12 protein-coding genes are annotated in these 18457 nt (G+C 55.1%); 2 read left to right on the forward strand and 10 right to left on the reverse strand.

Annotated elements, in window-relative coordinates; translation table 11 throughout:
- Positions 1 to 239: 239 nt before the first annotated feature.
- The 5 genes from ACFPPD_RS12645 to ACFPPD_RS12665 all read right to left on the reverse strand — a co-directional run bounded on the left by ACFPPD_RS12645 (position 240) and on the right by ACFPPD_RS12665 (position 6994).
- A complete protein-coding gene (locus ACFPPD_RS12645) occupies positions 240 to 1640 on the reverse strand; it encodes a hypothetical protein (protein WP_209751218.1) in 1401 nt (466 codons plus the stop codon).
- A 227-nt stretch (positions 1641 to 1867) separates the two neighbouring features.
- The gene (locus ACFPPD_RS12650) at positions 1868 to 3460 is read right to left on the reverse strand and encodes an alpha-amylase family glycosyl hydrolase (protein ID WP_209751216.1); all 1593 of its coding nucleotides are present in this window, start codon (positions 3458 to 3460) and stop codon (positions 1868 to 1870) included.
- Positions 3457 to 4296, reverse strand: a complete 840-nt coding sequence (locus ACFPPD_RS12655) for a sugar ABC transporter permease (RefSeq protein WP_209751214.1) — start codon at positions 4294 to 4296, stop codon at positions 3457 to 3459. The genes ACFPPD_RS12650 and ACFPPD_RS12655 overlap by 4 nt, the downstream gene beginning before the upstream one ends.
- Complete coding sequence (locus ACFPPD_RS12660; RefSeq protein WP_209751212.1) at positions 4293 to 5606, reverse strand: carbohydrate ABC transporter permease; 1314 nt, start codon at positions 5604 to 5606, stop codon at positions 4293 to 4295. Before ACFPPD_RS12660 ends, ACFPPD_RS12655 begins: the two co-directional genes overlap by 4 nt.
- Positions 5607 to 5677: 71 nt before the next feature.
- Entirely contained in the window at positions 5678 to 6994 is a 1317-nt protein-coding gene (locus ACFPPD_RS12665; protein ID WP_209751210.1) for a sugar ABC transporter substrate-binding protein, read from the reverse strand.
- 481 nt (positions 6995 to 7475) lie between these two features.
- Here ACFPPD_RS12665 and ACFPPD_RS12670 point away from each other — a divergent pair, with 481 nt between their 5' ends.
- Together ACFPPD_RS12670 and ACFPPD_RS12675 are read left to right on the forward strand one after the other, a co-directional pair.
- Positions 7476 to 8501, forward strand: coding sequence for a LacI family DNA-binding transcriptional regulator (locus tag ACFPPD_RS12670; RefSeq protein WP_209751208.1), 1026 nt, complete (start codon positions 7476 to 7478; stop codon positions 8499 to 8501).
- 63 nt (positions 8502 to 8564) lie between these two features.
- Positions 8565 to 9455: an AraC family transcriptional regulator gene (locus ACFPPD_RS12675; protein WP_209751206.1), complete on the forward strand. Its 891-nt coding sequence runs from the start codon at positions 8565 to 8567 to the stop codon at positions 9453 to 9455.
- Positions 9456 to 9515: 60 nt separating this feature from the next.
- On the opposite strand, the gene ACFPPD_RS12680 is transcribed toward ACFPPD_RS12675, so the two are convergent.
- From ACFPPD_RS12680 to ACFPPD_RS12700, 5 genes are all read right to left on the reverse strand, one after another.
- Positions 9516 to 12290, reverse strand: a complete 2775-nt coding sequence (locus tag ACFPPD_RS12680; RefSeq protein ID WP_209751204.1) for a LamG-like jellyroll fold domain-containing protein — start codon at positions 12288 to 12290, stop codon at positions 9516 to 9518.
- A 26-nt stretch (positions 12291 to 12316) separates the two neighbouring features.
- The gene (locus tag ACFPPD_RS12685) at positions 12317 to 14260 is read right to left on the reverse strand and encodes an Ig domain-containing protein (RefSeq protein ID WP_378082409.1); all 1944 of its coding nucleotides are present in this window, start codon (positions 14258 to 14260) and stop codon (positions 12317 to 12319) included.
- 17 nt (positions 14261 to 14277) lie between these two features.
- The gene (locus ACFPPD_RS12690) at positions 14278 to 16443 is read right to left on the reverse strand and encodes a LamG-like jellyroll fold domain-containing protein (protein ID WP_378082404.1); all 2166 of its coding nucleotides are present in this window, start codon (positions 16441 to 16443) and stop codon (positions 14278 to 14280) included.
- A 150-nt stretch (positions 16444 to 16593) separates the two neighbouring features.
- The gene (locus ACFPPD_RS12695) at positions 16594 to 17499 is read right to left on the reverse strand and encodes a carbohydrate ABC transporter permease (protein ID WP_378082405.1); all 906 of its coding nucleotides are present in this window, start codon (positions 17497 to 17499) and stop codon (positions 16594 to 16596) included.
- The gene (locus ACFPPD_RS12700; RefSeq protein WP_209751196.1) at positions 17499 to 18401 is read right to left on the reverse strand and encodes a carbohydrate ABC transporter permease; all 903 of its coding nucleotides are present in this window, start codon (positions 18399 to 18401) and stop codon (positions 17499 to 17501) included. The genes ACFPPD_RS12695 and ACFPPD_RS12700 overlap by 1 nt, the downstream gene beginning before the upstream one ends.
- Positions 18402 to 18457: the final 56 nt, after the last annotated feature.

Raw genomic sequence — 18457 nt, forward strand, 5'->3', positions numbered from 1 at the left:
TTTTTGAACGAAAAGCTAAATTTCAGAAAATTCAGATCACCTTCCAAGGAAGGTGTACGGGGATTGACATGTGGCTCTTCTTTTAATGCAATGCTAATGGGTTTGGACGATTAATTCTGTGTGTAGGCAGCCCCTTACTTGAGGAATTAGTCGCTCCGACGTCTAACTCCACTACAAATAGGCTGCGCCAACCTCATCGATTCGCGGATGAGCGGAGGCGCAGCTTTTTGAGCGCTGGCTTACACGAGAAACATCGCGACGACGGTCGTAACCGCCATGCCGATCAGCACCGGCTTCAAGTTGCGCCGCGCCAGCTCGAACGGGCTGACGCCGCAGATCGCCGCCGCGGGAATGAGCGCCCACGGAATGAGCGTCCCGCCGCCGACCCAGATCGCCGCCACTTGGCCGAGCGCCGTCAACGTCGCCGCACCTCCACCGATCGCGGTCGAGAACATGTTCGCGATGGAACCGACGAGCGAGATGCCGGAGAACCCCGAGCCATCGAGCCCGGTGATGGCCCCCGTCACCGACAACGTCACGGATGCGACCGCCCCGTTCATCGGCACGGCGTTCGCGAGCGCGACGCCGAGATCATTCACGATGCCGTGGGAGCCGGCCGGTAGCCCGTCGCCGAATAAATCCTTGAACGCGGAGTCGCCCAAGTAGAAGAAAGCGGCGATCGGAATGACGGGACCGAACACCCGGAAACCGAACTGAAAGCCTTCTATTAGATAAGAAGTCGTCTCTTCCAGTCCCTTGTTCCGATGGGCGATCATCGTGACGGCGATCAGGATCAGCACCGCCGTTCCCCCGATCAACGCCGTCGCGTCCCCGCCCTGCAGGTCGAACCGGAACATCGCGATCACGTCGATCGCGAACAGGACCGGAATGAGGATCGCCAGCGTTTTCTTCACCCTTTCCGGAAGAATGACGGTCGGCGCCGTCGTTCCTAACGCGCTGCCCGCTCCTCCTTCGACAAGACCGTCGTTCCACTTGCCTCTTTTCATATCCCGCCTCATCATCCAGAACGCGACGACCGTCGTGACGAGCCCCATCACGATGACGAGCGGCACGCTTGCCTCCATGACGCCGCTAACCGGCAATCCCGCCGCGTCCGCGGTCAGCTTCGGAGCGCCCTGGATAATATAGTCGCCGGAGAGCGCGATGCCGTGTCCGAACAAGTTCATCGCGATAGCCGCGCCTAACGCCGGCAATCCGACCCGAATCGCTACCGGGAGCAAGACGGCGCCAATAAGGGCAACCGCGGGCGACGGCCAGAAAAACAGCGAGGTGACGGCCATGATAAGGCCGATCCCCCAGAAGGCGAGCGTCGGAGTCCGAAGGAAGCCGGTGAGCGGCTTGACCATCGTCTCGTTAATGCCCGTTATAATCAGCACCCGGCTCATCGCCACGATGATGGAAATGATGAAGATCGTGCCGATGAGCTCTTTCGTCGCGTAAATAAAGCCGTTGAAGATACCCGATACCGACCCGTTCAAGCTTTCGGTCGCGATGATCCCGAGCGTGAAAATGCCGGCGACGCATACGAGCGTCGTATCCCGTCTCTTGACGAGCAGCCCGAGAATAAAAGCGATAAACGCCAAATACACCCAATGCAATGACGTTAATTGGATGTCCATCCGTGCTCAACTCCAGTCCTCCGTGTAGGTGCTACATTGTATGTGGAGAAGCGGATAGGCGTTCTTCCCGGAATGTAATCGCTTACTCCCGGCTTCCTACGCGAACAACCCCGCTTGGCGCATCTAGCGCCTACGGGGTTGTTCGCGTGACGGAGTCCGTTTCCTGAAGGGGGGTCGGAAACGGGCTCCCGTCATTGGGCGAGGACGATCGTCTTGCGATCGATCGCCTACGGTTTCAACACGACGGTTGCGTAAGCGGGAAGCTTCAACGTTGTCCCGCTGAGCTCCGCTCCTTCTTCCGTCGAGAGCGCGAGCTTCGAATAAACGAGCGGCTGCGCTTTAGTCGCTTGGATAGACACCGTCTGCGACAGTCCGGACAGGTTGTGTACGACGAGCAGTTGCTCGTCTTCCGCGGCTCTCGCGTACGATACGATCGCGGAATTGCCCGTCACGTAAGATGCGATCGTTCCGCCGCGAAGCGCCGGTTCGGCCGCCCGCCAGCTTAGCAGTTCCCGGTACAGGTTCAGAAGCGAGCGGGGGGACTCGTCTTCCGCCTCGACCGACACGGAACCGTCTCCGCGATTCGTCGAAGGTTCCCAGGTCGTCTCTTCCGGGGAACCCGGCTCGATCTTCCAAGGGAAAGGCTCCCTGATTCTTTCGTCCGGCTTCGCGCCTGTCATGCCCAGTTCCTCTCCGTAGTAGATGAACGGCCTGCCGGGCAAAGTCAGCAGCATCGCCGCCGCCATGCGGGCATGGTTCTCGTTGCCGTTCAGCGCGGTCATCGCGCGAGGCTGGTCGTGGTTGGCGAGGAACGGAGCGTCCATGAACGCCCCTTCGGACGATTTGGAGAAAAACTCGTGGACGCGGGATAACGTAAATCCGATGTCCTGCGCGACCTCCGTATCCGCCGAGCCCAATAGTTGCTTGGCCAGATCGAAGTTAAACGCGGAATCGAGCGCATGGTCCAAATAAGGACCGATGACGGCCGGCGATTCCCATACTTCGCCGACGAGGTAAGCGTCCGGTTTGACGGCGTTCAGCCCCTCGCGGAATTCCTGCCACCATGCTTGGTTCTTCCGCTTAATGGCCGGCGAGTTGATCGTCGAGCCGAAATCTCCGTAGATATGCTTCGCGGCGTCGAGCCGGAAGCCGTCTACCCCGAGCTTCAGCCAGTATTGGCCGACGGCGATCATTTCCTTGCGGACGTCCGGATTGTCGAAGTTCAAATCCGGCATCCCTTCCCAGAATATGCCCAGGTAGTTATCGCCGCCCATGTCATGCCACGGATTCGAGCCCGTCGCGCCGTCCGAAGGCGAAGCGCCGCCTTCCTTGGCGCTTGCCCACGTGTACCAGTCGCGATGCTCGGCGTCTTGGCCCATTGCTGCATCGACGAACCACGGGTGCTCTACGCTCGAATGATTGACGACGAGATCCATCAGTACGGAGATGCCCCGCTTGTGGGCTTCCTTTAGGAGCTTCTTGTAATCGTCGAGCGTACCGTAGTCCGGGTCGATGCCGTAATAGTCTGTGACGTCGTAACCGTGATAGCTGGGAGAAGGCTGAATCGGCATCAGCCATAGTCCGTCCACGCCGAGCTCCTCCAAATAATCGAGCTTCGACGTAACGCCGTTCAAATCCCCGATCCCGTCGCCGTCGGAATCGGCGAACGACCGGACGAAGATTTCGTAGTACGCGTTCGAGGAGCCTCTCTTCTTGCCGTCGCCGGAATCGCACCCCGGCAACGCGAGCGAGAGGGCGACGGTCGCCGCAAGCGCGATCCGCGTCGCCCGGCGGCCGGCGTAACGTTGCGCTTTCGTCATCCCTTGTTCGCTCCCGAAGTCAACCCTTCCACGATGAAGCGTTGCATCATCATGAACAGAACCGTAATCGGAACGGCGACGAGCACGCAGCCCGCCGCGAACATCGTGAAATTCGCCGTCCGGAAGTTGGTCGCCAGATCCCACAGACCGACCGCCACCGTCCACTGTTCCCTCGAACGCAGAAGGAACCGGGCAAGGACGAAGTCGACCCATGCTCCCGTGAAGATCGTGACCGCCATGTAGATCAGGATCGGACGGCACAAGGGCAGCATGATCCGCGAGAACACCGTCAGATGGCTCGCGCCGTCGATGCGCGCCGATTCCTCCAAGCTGCGCGGAATCGTATCGAAGAATCCTTTTACGATAAAAGCCCCTCCGACCGGTGCTCCGAGTGAATACACGATAATGAGCGCCGCGTGCGTGTTCAGCAGGTTAAACGAGTTGAACAGCAGGAACACGGCCACGAGCGACATGAAGCTCGGGAACATATTAAGGATAAGAATCGTCGACAGCACCCGCCGGCGGGACTTGAACCTGAACCGGGAAAGAACGTAAGCGACCATCGTCGTGCCGAGCGTGCCGAAGAACGTGCTGTACAGGGCGATCTTCAGCGTGTTCCGGTACCAACGGCCGAACACGAAGCTCTTGTCGTTGAACAGCGCCGAGAAATGCTCGGTCGTGAACCGGTCCGGCAGAAACGTCGGGCTATAGATCGCGCCGCCGGGCCGAAACGCCGAGACGAGTATCCATATCGCCGGGTAGAGGCAGACGATCGAGATAACGACGAGGAGGACATAGCTGACGAATAGCTTGATTCGGGTTCTCGTATTCCTCATTGCACCATGTCCTCCTCTTTGAACGACTTCGTCTGGCGATAACTGAAGATCGAGATCGAAGCGATAATGACGAATATGATAATTCCGATCGCCGCCGCGAAGTTGTACTTGTTGTTGTTGAACGTCAGGCCGTATAGCCACGTGACGAGCAGATCGGTATGACCTGCGTATTGATAGGACCCGTTCGCCGGTCCGCCGCCCGTAAGCAGAAAGATCGAGTTAAAGTTGTTGATGTTGCCCGCGAATTGCGTAATGAGTACCGGAGCCGTCACGAACAGCACGCGCGGCATCGTAATGTTCCAGAACTTCTGGATCGCGGAAGCGCCGTCGACGTCCGCCGCCTCGTACAAATCACGGGGAATCGTCGTCAACACGCCGAGCATGAGCATCATCGTGACCGGGATGCCGAACCAGGAATTGATGAATACGACGGTGAACTTCGCCCAGCGCGGATCGGACAACCAGCCGATCTTGTCGATGCCGAAGAACGCGAGGTATTGGTTGATCGGACCGAACTCTCCGTTGAACAAGTTGTTCATGATCAGGGCGGAGCAAAGCTGCGGAATCGCGAACGGAAGAATAAAGATCGTTCTCCAAAGCTTCTTGAATCGGATGCCGGGCTGTTGGATTAGCATCGCGACGAGCATCCCGCCGAAATAAGTGGTCGCCGTCGCCATGACGGCCCATTCGACCGTCCACAGCAGCACGTGCCAGAACGTGTAACTCCATGTTTTGAACGTCATCAAGTCGCTGAACGTCTTGAACCCTACCCAATCGACCAGATTTCCTGGCGGAATATGGGAGGGGCCGGAATAGTTCGTGAACGCGATCAACACGCCGAATATAATCGGCATGACCGTGAGGAACAGGACGCCGAGCGTCGGCAGCGACAGCATCGTCACGTGGAAATTCCGGTCGATCAACGAACGCAGCGTCTCGAGAATCGGCGGAGCGGATTTGCCTTGCTCCCTCTCCAGCGCCACCTTGCCCGCATCTTGGATCGCTTTCACGTAAAACGCGACAAAAAGGGCGAAAACGATGAGAGTGATCATCCCCGTAACGAGCAGAAGGATCGAGTGATCTCCCTGAATAACTTTCGTCAATTTGCCGACCTTCACGCGTTGTTGGACTTTGTCTCCCAACGTGACGACTCCCCAAACGGCGTCGTACAGGTTGTTGATGAAGTACCATAACCCGAGCGCGTCGATGACGAGGAAGATGAGCCCCTTGATGAATTGACCATTATATATTTGCCCTAGACCCGGAGCAATGAGCGACAACGCGGAAGCTTTCAGGCGCATGCCTCGCATTCATCGTTCTCCCCTTTCGCAAAAAATAAAGAGATCACCCGCCCGCTCGGACGGGTGATCCTTCGTTCGGATTATTTCGTTGCCGCGTTCGCTTCTTTGATTTGCTTGACCGCGTTGTCGAGCGCTTCTTTCGGATCTTTGCCGTTATCCCAAATATCCGTCAGAGCCGCAGCCGCCGCGCCCCATACGTTGCCCATTTCCGGAATCGCAGGCATCGGGTAGGAGTTTTTGAATTGCTCCAAGATGCCGACGATGAGAGGATCGGCCGTCACGACGGGATCCGTCGCCGCTTCCTTGTTGGAAGGCAGGAAGCCGAGGTCTTTGTAGTACAGCAATTGGTTTTCTTTCGTCGACGCGTAACGGGAGAACAATTTGGCCGCGTTCGGGTATTTCGTGAACGAGCTGACCGCGAAGCCTTTAACGCCGGAGAACGAGACGTTCGCTTTGCCGTCGATCGAAGGAAGCGGAGCGATGCCGAAGTTGACGCCTGCCGCTTTGAGATCGGCGATCGCCCAAGGGCCGTTGATGTCGAGCGCCAGCTTGCCGCTAGTGAACAGGCCTTTTTTCACGTCGAACGTCGCGTCGGCCGCTTTCATCGGAAGGATCGATTTCAGCTTCTGGAACATTTGGGCGCCTTTGATCGCGCCTTCGTTGTTCAAGCCGATGTCGTTCGCGTCGGAACCGTTGCCGCCGAACACGTAACCGCCCGGCGTCGCGAGGAATTGATAAGCGTAATAGAAGTTCGTGATTTCCCACATGAGGGCGTATTGGCCGTCTTTGTTGAACGTTTTCGCGAATTCGAGAATTTCGTCGTACGTCTTAGGAGGCTCCGGAATCAAATCTTTGTTGTAGAACAAGCCGTACGTCTCGACCGAACGAGGGTAGCCGTACAGAACGTCTTTGAACGTGAACGCTTTGACGGACGCTTCGGAGTTCTCCGACGTCGTCACGTCTTGGAAGTAATCGTTCTCGAGCAAGATGCCCGCGGCGACCGCTTTGCCAAGGTTATCGTGAGGGAAGATGACGACGTCGGCGCCGACGCCGGCAGGGCCGTCGTTCACGAGTTTATTGATTTGGTCCGGCTCGTTGACTTCTTCGATCTTAACGGGGATGTTGTACTCGGCCGTGAAAGCTTGAGCGACTTTCTCCAAGTTCGCGCGGAACTCTTTGGATTCCCATACGACGAGGGAAGCTCCGTCTTCCGGCTTCAAGTCCTCTTCGGCGGCTTCGGATGCGGAAGCGGATGCGCTCGGGCTCGAGCTTTCCGTTGCAGCCGGCGCGCTGGCGCTCGGGGAGGAAGATGCTTCGTTGTTGTTTTTGCCGCAAGCGGACAGGACGAATGCCATCGACAACACGAGCGACACGGACAAAGCTTTGGTTTTGTTCATGAATCAGTAGAACCCCTCTCTTGATTCGAATATTGTGGTGCGCCGATTGAGCCGTGCACGAATCCTCAGTTTCAGCTAAGCCCCTCCTCGTTTGTGCAAACGTTTGTACAAATCGACAAAGGGGAGAAACATTCTGCTTATTTCCGAGGTTTATTCGTGAATCCGGCACAATGTAAGCGCTTTTGAAACTATCTCCATCATAATCCTTTTTGCGTAATTGTAAATCGTTTGCACAGAGTGTATTCCGCCGTTTTTACGATATAATAATCAATTTTCTTTCATTTTCTCTTGATTACTTAATATAGATCAACTTGAGACTTTATGCCATGTATGGCACAATGAAACCGCATAACTATGCTATGTTGCACAACAATATGCAGGAATGGTGCACAACTTCTTCCGCAGCGCATTTTGTTATTACATCCTCGCATGGTTAGGATACAATAGACCTATATCAGCAACGTAAAGGAAGAGATTCGACATGTCCGTAACGATCAAAGACGTCGCCAAAAAAGCCGGCGTTTCTCCTTCCACCGTATCCAGGGTCATCGCGGACCACCCGAGAATCAGCGCCGAAACAAGCCGCAAAGTGAAGGAAATCATGGAGGAGCTCGGCTATCATCCGAACTTGATGGCCAAAAGCCTCGTATCCAGAACGACCCGGACGATCGCTGTCATCTTGCCGAAGCCCGCGGAAGAGCTTCTATTAAACTTCTTCTTCTACGAACTCATTCGGGGAGTCCTCGCCCAATTGACAAGATCGGGCTACGACTTGCTCATGGCGGGCGGCAGCAACGAACAAGAAGAACTCGATACGGTGACCCGGCTCGTCCGCGGCGGGCGCATCGACGGCGTGCTGCTCCTCTACTCGCGTTCGTCCGACCCGATCATCTCTTTTCTGCACAAGGAAAAAGTCCCGTTCGCGCTCATCGGCCGCAGCCTCGATTACGAGGACGTCCCTTCGGTGGACAATGACAACGTTCAAGCCGCCTACGATGCGACGAAACACTTGATCGCCCAAGGTCAGAAGCGGATCGGATTCGTCAGCGGGCCGACCAAGCTAGCGATGACGCAAGACCGGATGGCCGGCTACGAGAAAGCGCTCAACGAAGCGGGCTTGCCCGTCAAGCCGGAATGGGTCGTCGAAGGCGAATTCTTGCTGGAAAGCGGCTATCGCGCGATGGCCTCCATCATGTCGCAGCCGGAACCGCCGACCGCGCTCGTCGTCATCGACGACGTCGTCGCCTTCGGCGTGCTCAAAGGGCTCGCGGAGCTCGGCTACCGCATTCCGGAAGACGTCGCCATCGTGAGCTTTAACAACATCGCGCTCTCCGAGCTTACGATGCCTCCGATCTCCAGCGTCGACGTCGGAACGTACCAGCTCGGCTACACCGCTTCGCAGATGGTTCTGCGCATGATCCAGCAAGTCGAGATCACGACCCGTCAAATCATTCCCCACCGTCTCGTCGTGCGGGAATCGTCGCTCAGGACGGTTACGCTCATCTGAAGCTTGTAGTACAATTATCCATATCCTCATGATTCCGGCGTTACTGGGAGGGAACGGATAACGTTGCGATTCGTCAAATTCGATATTCGAAAGCCATTGGAATTCCTGTCCGCAGGACAGTTCCATTCCTCATCCGCTTGGACTCATACGAGCCGAACGATCGATAGCTACGAAATCATCATCGGCGTTCATGGCACGCTATACATTGCTCTCGAGGAAGAACGGTATACCGTTAAACCCGGCACCGTTCTTCTTCTGCCGCCCGGCATTCCCCACTTCGGCTTTCAGCCAAGCGAGAAGGGCCTTTCTTTCTATTGGTTCCATTTCTTGAGTCAAGAAGAAGCCCAATTCGCCGATGAAGAGCAATGGGAGCAAGCGCGTATCCTCCACCGTTCCAATGAGTACTTTTCCTCCAAAAGCACGACTCTGCTTCTTCCCTTCCATTTTCGTCTCGGCAACATTGAAAGGATCGATATTCTCTTTCACCAACTGCAGCATTTGGCGAATTCCAAGCTCCATTATCGAAGGGCATTTCATTATGGGGCGACTTCGCTCGTTCTGGAATTGGCGGAACAGGCCGCGACAGGGGACAGGCTCGGTCAAGCGTACGCGCCCGATCCGCTTGTCTCATCCATCGTAGAATGGATTCGAGTTCATGCGGCGGAACCGTTAACCGTTTCCTTTATCGCCGAGAAGTACGGCTACAATCGCGATTATCTATCCCGGCTTTTCAAGAGAACGATGGGCATGAACTTACAGGAATATATCCATATTCAGAAAATGGCCAAAGCCAAATCGCTCCTGACCGGCTCCATTCTCACGGTAAAGCAAATCGCCTTCGAAATCGGCATGGCCGACGAAAAATACTTCATTCGGCTGTTCCGGAAGTACGAGCACCTGACCCCGACCGGTTACCGTAACGCTTATTACCGCAAACACTTGAATAACAAATAAAAGCGGATTTGATTAAAGGACCCCGTTGCCGAAAGCGCAACGGGGTCCTTTTCGTTAAGCTTATAATGCGAGCGCGGCGATCTCGGATGCGCTGAGCGCCCTGTTGTAAATTCGGAAATCGTCGATAACGCCGTTCAAGTTAGGATCCGCGTATTGGGATTTCCCGATGTAATTCAGATTCGTATTGCCGAGGCTCGAAGGTTTCAAGGTCATGCTGCTGTTCGATGCCGCCTCGACCCCGTCCACGTACAGCTTCCCTGTCGTGCCCGACAACGTAATCGCGACGTGCTTCCATACCCCCGTCGTTAGCGCCGCGGCATTCAACTGCTGCTCCGCGCCGCTGCCGCCCGTCGAGATCGCGAATCGCAGCCCGCTGCCGCCCGCCTTCGGCGTCAGGAACATATAACTCGTCGTTCCCGTGCCGAAGTCGAATATTCTCGCCCAATCCGCGCTCGAGTTCACCTTCACCCACGTCGCCACCGTGAAATCGTTCAAAGCGCCGACGATTCCCGTCGGCAAGCTTGCGTATGCCGACGTGCCGCTAAGGCTTAAGCCGTTGCCGGATTTACCTGCCGCCCAAGCCGCGGTGCCGTTAAGCGTCGCCGTCTTCCCGTTGCCGGAAGAATCGGCAGCCGTCGTTCCGCTCGTTTCGTTGAACAAATAGTTGGCGACGAAACCCGATGGCGGAGGTCCCGCGATCGCGCTCACTTCCGCGGCGGTAAGCGTACGGTTATAGATTCGGAAGTCGTCCACCGAACCGTTCAAGTACGGATCGGAATATTGCGATTTGCCGATATAATTTTGGTTGGTGCTGCCCAGGCTCGAAGGCTTGAGCGTCATGCCGCTGTTCGTCGCGACTTCGACGCCGTCCACGTACAGCTTACCGGTTGTGCCCGAGAGCGTGACCGCGATATGCTTCCATACGCCCGTCGTCAGAGCGGGAGCGTTTAATTGCTGCTCTCCGCCGCTGCCTCCAGTCGTTATCGCGAACCGAAGACCGCCGCTGCTACCGGCCTTAGGCGTTAGGAACATGTGGGTCGTCGTTCCCGTTCCGAAGTCGAAGATCCGGGACCAATCCGTGCTGGAATTGACTTTAACCCACGTCGATACGGAGAAATCATTCAACGTGTTTACGATACCCGTTGGCAAGCTCGCATAAGCCGAAGTCCCGTTCAGGCTTAGGGCGTTGCCTGCTTGCCCCGCCGCCCAAGCCGCTCCTCCGTTCAGCGTTCCCGTCCAGCCGTTGCCCGTGGCGTCCGCAGCGGATGTTCCGCTCGTTTCGTTGAACAAATAGTTCGCGACCAGATCCCCTCCGCCTCCGCCCGTTCCGAGGCTGATCGTGAACGATTTGGTTACCGGAGCGCTCATCTCGTCGTAGTCCCTTAACTGGATGGTGAACGTATAGCTATTCTGCGGCGCGGAGCTCGAAATCGTTCCGCTGATCGCTCCGGTAAACCGGTTCAGGGAGAGCCCTGGCGGAAGCGTTCCTCCGGAAACCGTCCAATCGTAGAACGGCACGCCGCCTTTCGCAGTCAGTTGCTGGCTGTAGCTTTGTCCTTTCGTCCCATTCGGGAGAGAAACGGTAACAATCGAAGGAGCCAGGAAAGGCGTCAAGTTCTTGTTCAACGTCCAGCCTGCATTTTCCGCGACCAGAAGCGTGAGTTTGGTCAGCATCCACCGCCGGGTCGGGAACAGACTGGTCCATCCGGCGCTCTGCCCGCTGAGCCTATCCCAATAGATTTGATCCCCCGGAATATGGTAGCTTCCGTCAAGCGGCACGGAACGTCCTTGGTAGGCGATAACCTCGGCGTCGTTAACGCCGCTCGTGTTCACGTAATTCGCCATGCCGGACCAGGAATCGCTATACGCGAACCCGTGTCCGAATTCATGCATCATGAGTCCGTATACGTCGGTAACCTGGTTCAGATCGGTCAGATACCAATCGTTGTCGTTCATCGAAGCGAATGGGGTCGCGCCGGCGTTAAAATCCAGTGCCGCCCCGAGCGAACGATAGAGCGGCCCCGGAACCTGAACTCCGTTTCTCTTATGATACTGGCCGTTGTTCGAGTTCCACCCCGTTGAATACGGATCGTTCAAGCCCCTTAAGAAAATCCACTCTCCCGTATAGGCCGCGTTGTTCGTAACGGTGGTGTTTCCGTTAAAATTGTCGTTCGGCACGAAATTCGTTTCCGCGCCCGCCGGGACGGTATCGAAGGGTTGGATGTCCAGGAAATAAAACCAATCCTTGATCGCCCTTTCGGTTGCCGTTCGATAGGCCGCATTATCGAAATAGTGGTTAACGGTGTCGAAGCGGTAATCGAATACGAGCGGAAACGAGGTCGTCACGTTATCGTCTTGATCGAGGACGCGGATCGGAATCGTCTGGGTATGGGACGAGCCGTTATTCTCGGCGATCGTCATCGATAACGTGTAATTTTCGATTTCGCCCGGCCCTCCAGTGGTGTCCGGCGCGATTTCAAGCAGAAAGTTTTTCTGCACGGAGGAGCTGCTGAAGGTCAGCGTCTTGCTCGCCCCGTTCGCGGACAACGTGCTCGGCAGGTCCATCATCAAGCGGGACGAGCCCTGAGCGTTTACGGTGATCGTAACGGGGTAAACGGCGCTCGTCGGCGGCTTTACGGTAAGCTTGACATAGGGGTTGGCGAGATAGCCTTGCCAGTCGACAAGGTCGATCCCGTTGGCGTTCACTTCGCGGCCGAAAATATCGATGACCGACGCGTCCGTAGCCGCGGCTGCTTCGATCGCTTTAGGCGATCCGGCGAACGGTATTGCGCCAAGAACGGCAACGCACAGCAAAACCATTAATATTTTTCTCATTTTAATAGCCTCCCGTCAGATTTTTGTTAATATCCGAAAACCCTCCATTGCTCGATGCCGGTTGAGAAACCGGCCTTAGCCGTAATGTTCAGCCGGATCTTATTCGTCGTTACCGGCGTGAAAGTCGTCGCGTTGTACTGGTTTCCCAGCACGCCGAGACCGGAAGGACTCGCCACGTTCGCCCAAGCCGAACCGTTCCAGTATTGGATCGAGCATGAGGCCGGCGTGTCGATGCCTTGATTGTCGTCGAACCAATAAACCTCGGTTTTGGATAACGTCTTGTTCGAGCTGAAATCGTATTGCACCCACTGAGTCGTACCCGGATTGTTCCAATTCCCGTAAACAGGGTGCCCCCGATCGTTGGAGCCGGCGACGTTATACCCGTCGTTCAGTCCCGCCAGACTTTCCCATGCGGAGACGAATGACGTCGTGGACGTTCCCTGCGATGCGATGTTCGTCGGCGTTGGCGTTATCGCGCCCGTGCTGATCGTGAACGATTTCGTCACGGGAGCGCTTTGGGCATCGTAGTCCCTGAGCTGGACCGTAAACGCATACGAGGATTGAGGCTGGCTGTTGGACACAGTCCCGCTAATCGTTCCCGTAAACCGATTCAAGCTCAAGCCTGCCGGCAGCGTTCCGCTCGTTATCGTCCAGTCGTAGAACGGCACGCCGCCTTTAGCCTCAAGCTTCTGACTATACGGCTGCCCTTTGGTTCCCGCGGGCAATACGGTCGTCACGATCGAAGGCGCAAGAAACGGTGTGAGGCTCTTGTTCAGCTTCCAGCCCGCATTTTCCGCAACCAGTAGCGTAAGCTTATTCAGCATCCAGCGTCTCGTCGGGAAGAAGCTGGTCCAGCCGGCGCTTTGCCCGCTAAGCCTATCCCAGTACATTTGATCCCCGGGAATATGATAGCTGTTGTCTATCGGAACCTGCTGCCCTTGATAGGCTACGACTTCCGGATCGATCCCTCCGTTGTCATGGTAGGCGACCATTCCTGCCCAAGGATCGCTGAAGGCGACTCCATGGCCGAATTCGTGCACCATAAGGCCGTATACGTCCGTAACCTGGTTCAGATCGGTCAGGTACCAGTCGTTGTCGTTCAGGGAAGTAAACGGAACTGCATTGTCATAGAAATCGAGTGCCGCGCCAAGCGAGCGATGGATCGGTCCCGGCACCTGCACGCCGTTGCGCTTATGGTACTGGCCGTTTCCGGAAGCCCAGCCGGTCGAATACGGACCGTTGATCCCCCGCAAAATAATCCATTCCCCATTGTAAGCCACGTTGTTAGGTTCCCTATATCCATCGTTGTCCACTTGGAAATTATCGTACACCACCAAGCCCTGCTCTGCCCCGATCGGAACCGTATCGAATGGCTGTACATCGAAGAAATAAAACCAGTCCTTGATCGCCCGTTCAGTCGCCGCCCGATAATCCGCATTGTCGAAATAGTGATTGATCGTGTCGAAGCGATAGTCGAAAAGAAGCGGGAACGAGGTGTCGACATTGTCATCTTGGTCGAGGACGCGAATCGGAACGTTCTGAGTGTGGCTTGTGCCGTTGTTCTCCGCAACGACGAGCGACAACGTGTAGTTCTCGATTTCGTTCGGTCCTCCGACGCGGTCCGGCGCGATTTCAAGCTTAAAATCTTTCTGCTGCGAAGAGTCGGCGAAAGTTAGCGTCTTGGTTGCTCCGGTAGCCGACAACGAGCTCGGCAAATCCATCATCAGCCTCGAGCTCCCTTGGGCTTTGACGGTTACCGTAACGGGAAAGACTGCGCTAGTCGGCGCCTTAACCGTTAGCTTGATATAGGGGTTCGCCAGATACCCTTGCCAGTCTACCAAATCAATGCCATAACCGCTGATTTCACGCCCGAACAGGTCGATGATTTGAACGTCGTTCGCGGCCGCATCGGCAGGCATTGCCGGAATCCCGGTCCACAAACTTCCCATCATCGCCATGCTAAGCAACATTCTCAACAGGTTTGCTCTCATTGGGCCAGAACGGCGATTTCCGCGGTGCTCAACGCTCTGTTGTAGATTCTGAAGTCATCCAATATGCCGTTCAGATAAGGATCGGAATATTGAGACTTTCCGAAGTAGCTCTGATTCGTATTGCCTAAGCTTGACGGCTTAAGCGTCATATTCGCGTTCGATGCGACCTGGATGCCGTCGACATAGAGCCTGCCGGTCGTACCGGTCAAGGTCACCGCTACGTGCTTCCATGATCCCGTCGTTAACGCGGGCGCATCAAGCCTCTGCTCGGCCCCGCTTCCGCCCGTCGTAATCGCGAATCTTAGCCCGCCGCTGCTTCCTGCTTTTGGCGTCAAGAACATATTGGTCGTCGTTCCCGTGCCGAAGTCGAATATTCGGCTCCAATTGGCGCTCGCGTTCACTTTGACCCAAGTCGCGATCGTAAAATCATTGAGGCCGCTTACAATCCCTGTCGGCACGCTCGCATAAGCGTTGGACCCGTTCAAGCTGACCCCGTTGCCCGCATGCCCCGCGACCCAAGTCGCTCCTCCGCTCAAGCTTGCGTTCTTTCCGTTGCCCGAAGAATCGGCGGCCGTCGTTCCGCTCGTTTCGTTGAACAAGTAGTTGGCAACCAGATCCCCACCGCCCCCGCCCGTTCCGAGGTTGATCGTGAAAGATTTGGTTACCGCGGCGCTTAACGCGTCGTAGTCCTTCAGCTGCACGTTGAACGTATAACTATTTTGCGGCGCGGAGCTCGAGATCGTTCCGCTGATCGCTCCGGTAAACCGGTTCAATGACAGCCCCGGCGGAAGCGTTCCTCCGGTAACCGTCCAGTCGTAGAACGGCACGCCTCCTTTGACGGTCAGCTGCTGGCTGTAGCTTTGCCCTTTCGTCCCGTTCGGGAGAGAAGCGGTAACGATCGAAGGCGCCAGGAACGGCGTCAGATTTTTGTTCAGCTTCCAGCCCGCGTTTTCCGCGATCAACAGCGACAGCTTCGTATGCATCCATCTCTTCGGATGAAAGATGTTGTTCCTTCCGCTTCCCATCCCGCTCAAGCGATCGAAATTCGCGGGATCGGTGTCCGGAATGTGGTAGCTGTTATCCAGAGGAACGGCATGGCCTTGGTAAGCGATAACTTCGGGATCGTTGCCCCCGGAATTCACGTATGCGGCCATGCCCGCCCAATCGCTGTGGAAGGCTACCGCATGGCCGAACTCGTGCATAATGAGGCCGAGGACGTCCGTTTGACAGTTGGACGTGCAGCTTGCGCCCGGCATTTGCGTTAAATACCACTCTTCGTCGTTTAAGGAAGTAAATGGCGTGAAGTTCGGGTAGAAGTCCAATATCGTCCCCAAAGACCGATGGATCGGTCCGGCCACCTGCACGCCGCTACGTTTGTGATAATTGCCGTTCGCCGCGGGATACCCGGTGGAATACGGATCGTTAAGTCCCCTCAGGACGATCCACATTCCGTTATACGCCGCGTTGTTCGTCACCGTTATCGAATTCTGCCAATTGTCTCCCGGTATCGATATGCTTTCGGCTCCGACGGGGACGGTATCGAAGCTCGCCATATCGAAGAAATAAAACCAATCCTTGACGGCCTGCTCGGCGGCGGCTTTAATGGCGGGATTGCTAAAGTAATTCTGGATCGTATCGAACCGGTAATCGAATAAGAGAGGCATCGTCGGCTGCGCGTTATCGTCCTGATCCAATACCCGAATCGGGATCGTCTGGACGTTCTGCGAGCCGTTATTCTGGGCTACGGTCAGCGAAAGCGCATAATTCTCGATCTCGTTCGGTCCGCCGATGCGGTCCGGATGGATTTCCAAGTAGAACGATTTCTGTTCGCTCGCGTTCGCGAAAGTCAATACTTTCGTCGCGCCGGTCGAAGAAAGCGTGCTTGGACTATCCATCATAAGCCTGGAGGTTCCTTGCGCGTTGAGGGTGATCGTAACGGGAAAAACGGCGGACGAGGGGGGCTTTACCGTAAGCTTGACGTGAGGATTGGCCAAATAACCTTGCCAATCCAGCAAATCAATGCCGTAATCATTGATCGTTCTGCCGAAATTGTCCACGACTTCGGCGTAATTGGCAGCTGCCTTAACCGGTTTTTCGAGACCGGCAAAGAGAAGCGCCGCGAGCATCGCGAAGCTCAACAACAAGGTTATGCTCTTCTTCACTATTAAACCCTCCATTCTTTCGTTTGGTTTTTTTCTTGCGCGAGCGTTACCGGCGATTACACGGTCATAAGCAACACCTCCTTTGCCTATTAACGATTCGAATCGGCCGAACTTCGGAGCGTCGATGGGAGCAATCGCTCCGAGCGTCCCCTATCCCTTGATCCCCGTCAGCGTGATCCCTTCGATAAAATAGCGCTGCGCGATGAAGAACAGCAAAATGATCGGAGCAACCATCGTGGCCGAAGCCGCCATTAAATATCCCCATTGCGCATTGTATAAACCTTTAAACGAAGCCAGTCCAAGGGCCATCGTCAATTTCTCTTCCGAGTTCAAATAAAGAGTAGGCTCCAAGAAATTGTTCCAGACATCGTTAAAGGAGAATATGGAGATGACCATTATTGCCGGTTTGGAAAGCGGGAGCACTACGCTCCATAAAACCTTCAAAGGATTGGCTCCGTCCATATAAGCCGCCTCATCCAGTTCTCTTGGAATCGTCATGAAAAACTGCCGCATCAGAAAAATCGCGAAGACCCCTTGCCCCATATACACGCCCATCCCGAACCATGAAGGCACGGTCAGGGGATAAAAAGTATCCAATGCGCCCATCTCTCGCCAAAACACGAACATCGGAATGATCGTAGCGGCGTTCGGCAGCATGGACGTCGCAATCAAAACCGCAAATACGATATTTTTACCAGGCCATCGCAGTCGGGAAAACGCATAGGCGGTAATCATAGTCGTCACGAGCACGCCGCTCACCGTACAAATTTCTAAAATCATCGTATTTAGAAAGAACCTCTTAAACGGTACCGCGGTTAGAGCTTCCGGATAATTGCTCCATTGAAACGGATCGGGGATCCATTCGGGCGGAAAAATAAAAATTTGCGCGTTATCCATCAACGAGCTCCGTACTAGCCATACAAGCGGAAGAATCATTAAGATGCTAAGAAGAATCAGAACAATATAGAACGGCAAACGGCGAAATCTGCGGCCACCGCGGCCACCGAAACGGGAATTCATTCGCGCAGGCCGGATAACCATCGTCGGAGAGGGCATTACCGTCCACCTCCCTCGTAATGAACCCATTTTTTGGAAGTTCTAAACGTAATAAGCGTCAGCCCGACAATAATCAAAAACAATATCCATGCAAGTGCGGATGCATACCCGATCTTTGTCTCCGTAAACGCAACCCGATATAAGTAGACGACATAGAGCAAGGTAGCATTGTTGGGTCCCCCCTGCGTCATAACATAGACATTGTCAAAGTTCTGGAAGGCGCCTATTTGCATCATGACCATATTAAAAAAGATCGTCGGCGTCATGGACGGCAGAGTCACATGAAAAAACTTGCGCCAGGCACCTCCGCCATCGACCTCCACTGCTTCATACAAATGAGAGGGAACCGATTGCAAGCCGGCAAGGAAAATAACCATATAGGTGCCGACTCCCCATACGCTCATCAATACGACCGAAGGAATAGCCGATTCTTCGGCATAAATCCATTTGCTCTCGGGAAGACCCAGAAAATCCAGTATGGAATTAAGCAAGCCGAAATCGGGGTTAAAAAGCCATAACCATAACATCGTGCTCGCTATTCTCGGAACGATGGAAGGAAGGAAAAATATCGTGCGATAAACGGCGAGTCCTTTCACCTTACGGTTTAACAATAACGCAAGAAGAAACGCGGAAGTTAAAGCAACAGGTACGCTTGCCAGCACATAATAGACTGTTACTCCGACTGATTTGGCAAAAACCGGATCATCGGTTAAAGCTTTCTCATAGTTATGAAATCCAACGAAAGCGGAGGATCCGCCGATTGTCCAATCGGTCAAGCTAAAAACAAAAGAGGCTATAATGGGACCTATCGCAAAAAAAGCTAGACCGAGAGTTACCGGCAGAGCCAATAAGATTCCCCATCGACGTTCCATACGCAGAAGACCGGATTGGTTCCGTTTCAATCCTTTCCCTCCCTCAACCCTTAACCATAAATAAACTGCGGACGGTATAGATTTTT

The sequence above is a fragment of the Cohnella suwonensis genome (assembly GCF_042655365.1).
GTDB lineage: Bacteria > Bacillota > Bacilli > Paenibacillales > Paenibacillaceae > Cohnella > Cohnella suwonensis.

What these genes read in the sequence shown, in the direction of transcription:
- ACFPPD_RS12645 (WP_209751218.1), bottom strand. Translation starts at nt 1,640, where the DNA reads ATGGACATCCAATTAACGTCATTGCATTGGGTGTATTTGGCGTTTATC.
- ACFPPD_RS12650 (WP_209751216.1), bottom strand. Translation starts at nt 3,460, where the DNA reads ATGACGAAAGCGCAACGTTACGCCGGCCGCCGGGCGACGCGGATCGCG.
- ACFPPD_RS12655 (WP_209751214.1), bottom strand. Translation starts at nt 4,296, where the DNA reads ATGAGGAATACGAGAACCCGAATCAAGCTATTCGTCAGCTATGTCCTC.
- ACFPPD_RS12660 (WP_209751212.1), bottom strand. Translation starts at nt 5,606, where the DNA reads ATGCGAGGCATGCGCCTGAAAGCTTCCGCGTTGTCGCTCATTGCTCCG.
- ACFPPD_RS12665 (WP_209751210.1), bottom strand. Translation starts at nt 6,994, where the DNA reads ATGAACAAAACCAAAGCTTTGTCCGTGTCGCTCGTGTTGTCGATGGCA.
- ACFPPD_RS12670 (WP_209751208.1), top strand. Translation starts at nt 7,476, where the DNA reads ATGTCCGTAACGATCAAAGACGTCGCCAAAAAAGCCGGCGTTTCTCCT.
- ACFPPD_RS12680 (WP_209751204.1), bottom strand. Translation starts at nt 12,290, where the DNA reads ATGAGAAAAATATTAATGGTTTTGCTGTGCGTTGCCGTTCTTGGCGCA.
- ACFPPD_RS12685 (WP_378082409.1), bottom strand. Translation starts at nt 14,260, where the DNA reads ATGTTGCTTAGCATGGCGATGATGGGAAGTTTGTGGACCGGGATTCCG.
- ACFPPD_RS12695 (WP_378082405.1), bottom strand. Translation starts at nt 17,499, where the DNA reads ATGCCCTCTCCGACGATGGTTATCCGGCCTGCGCGAATGAATTCCCGT.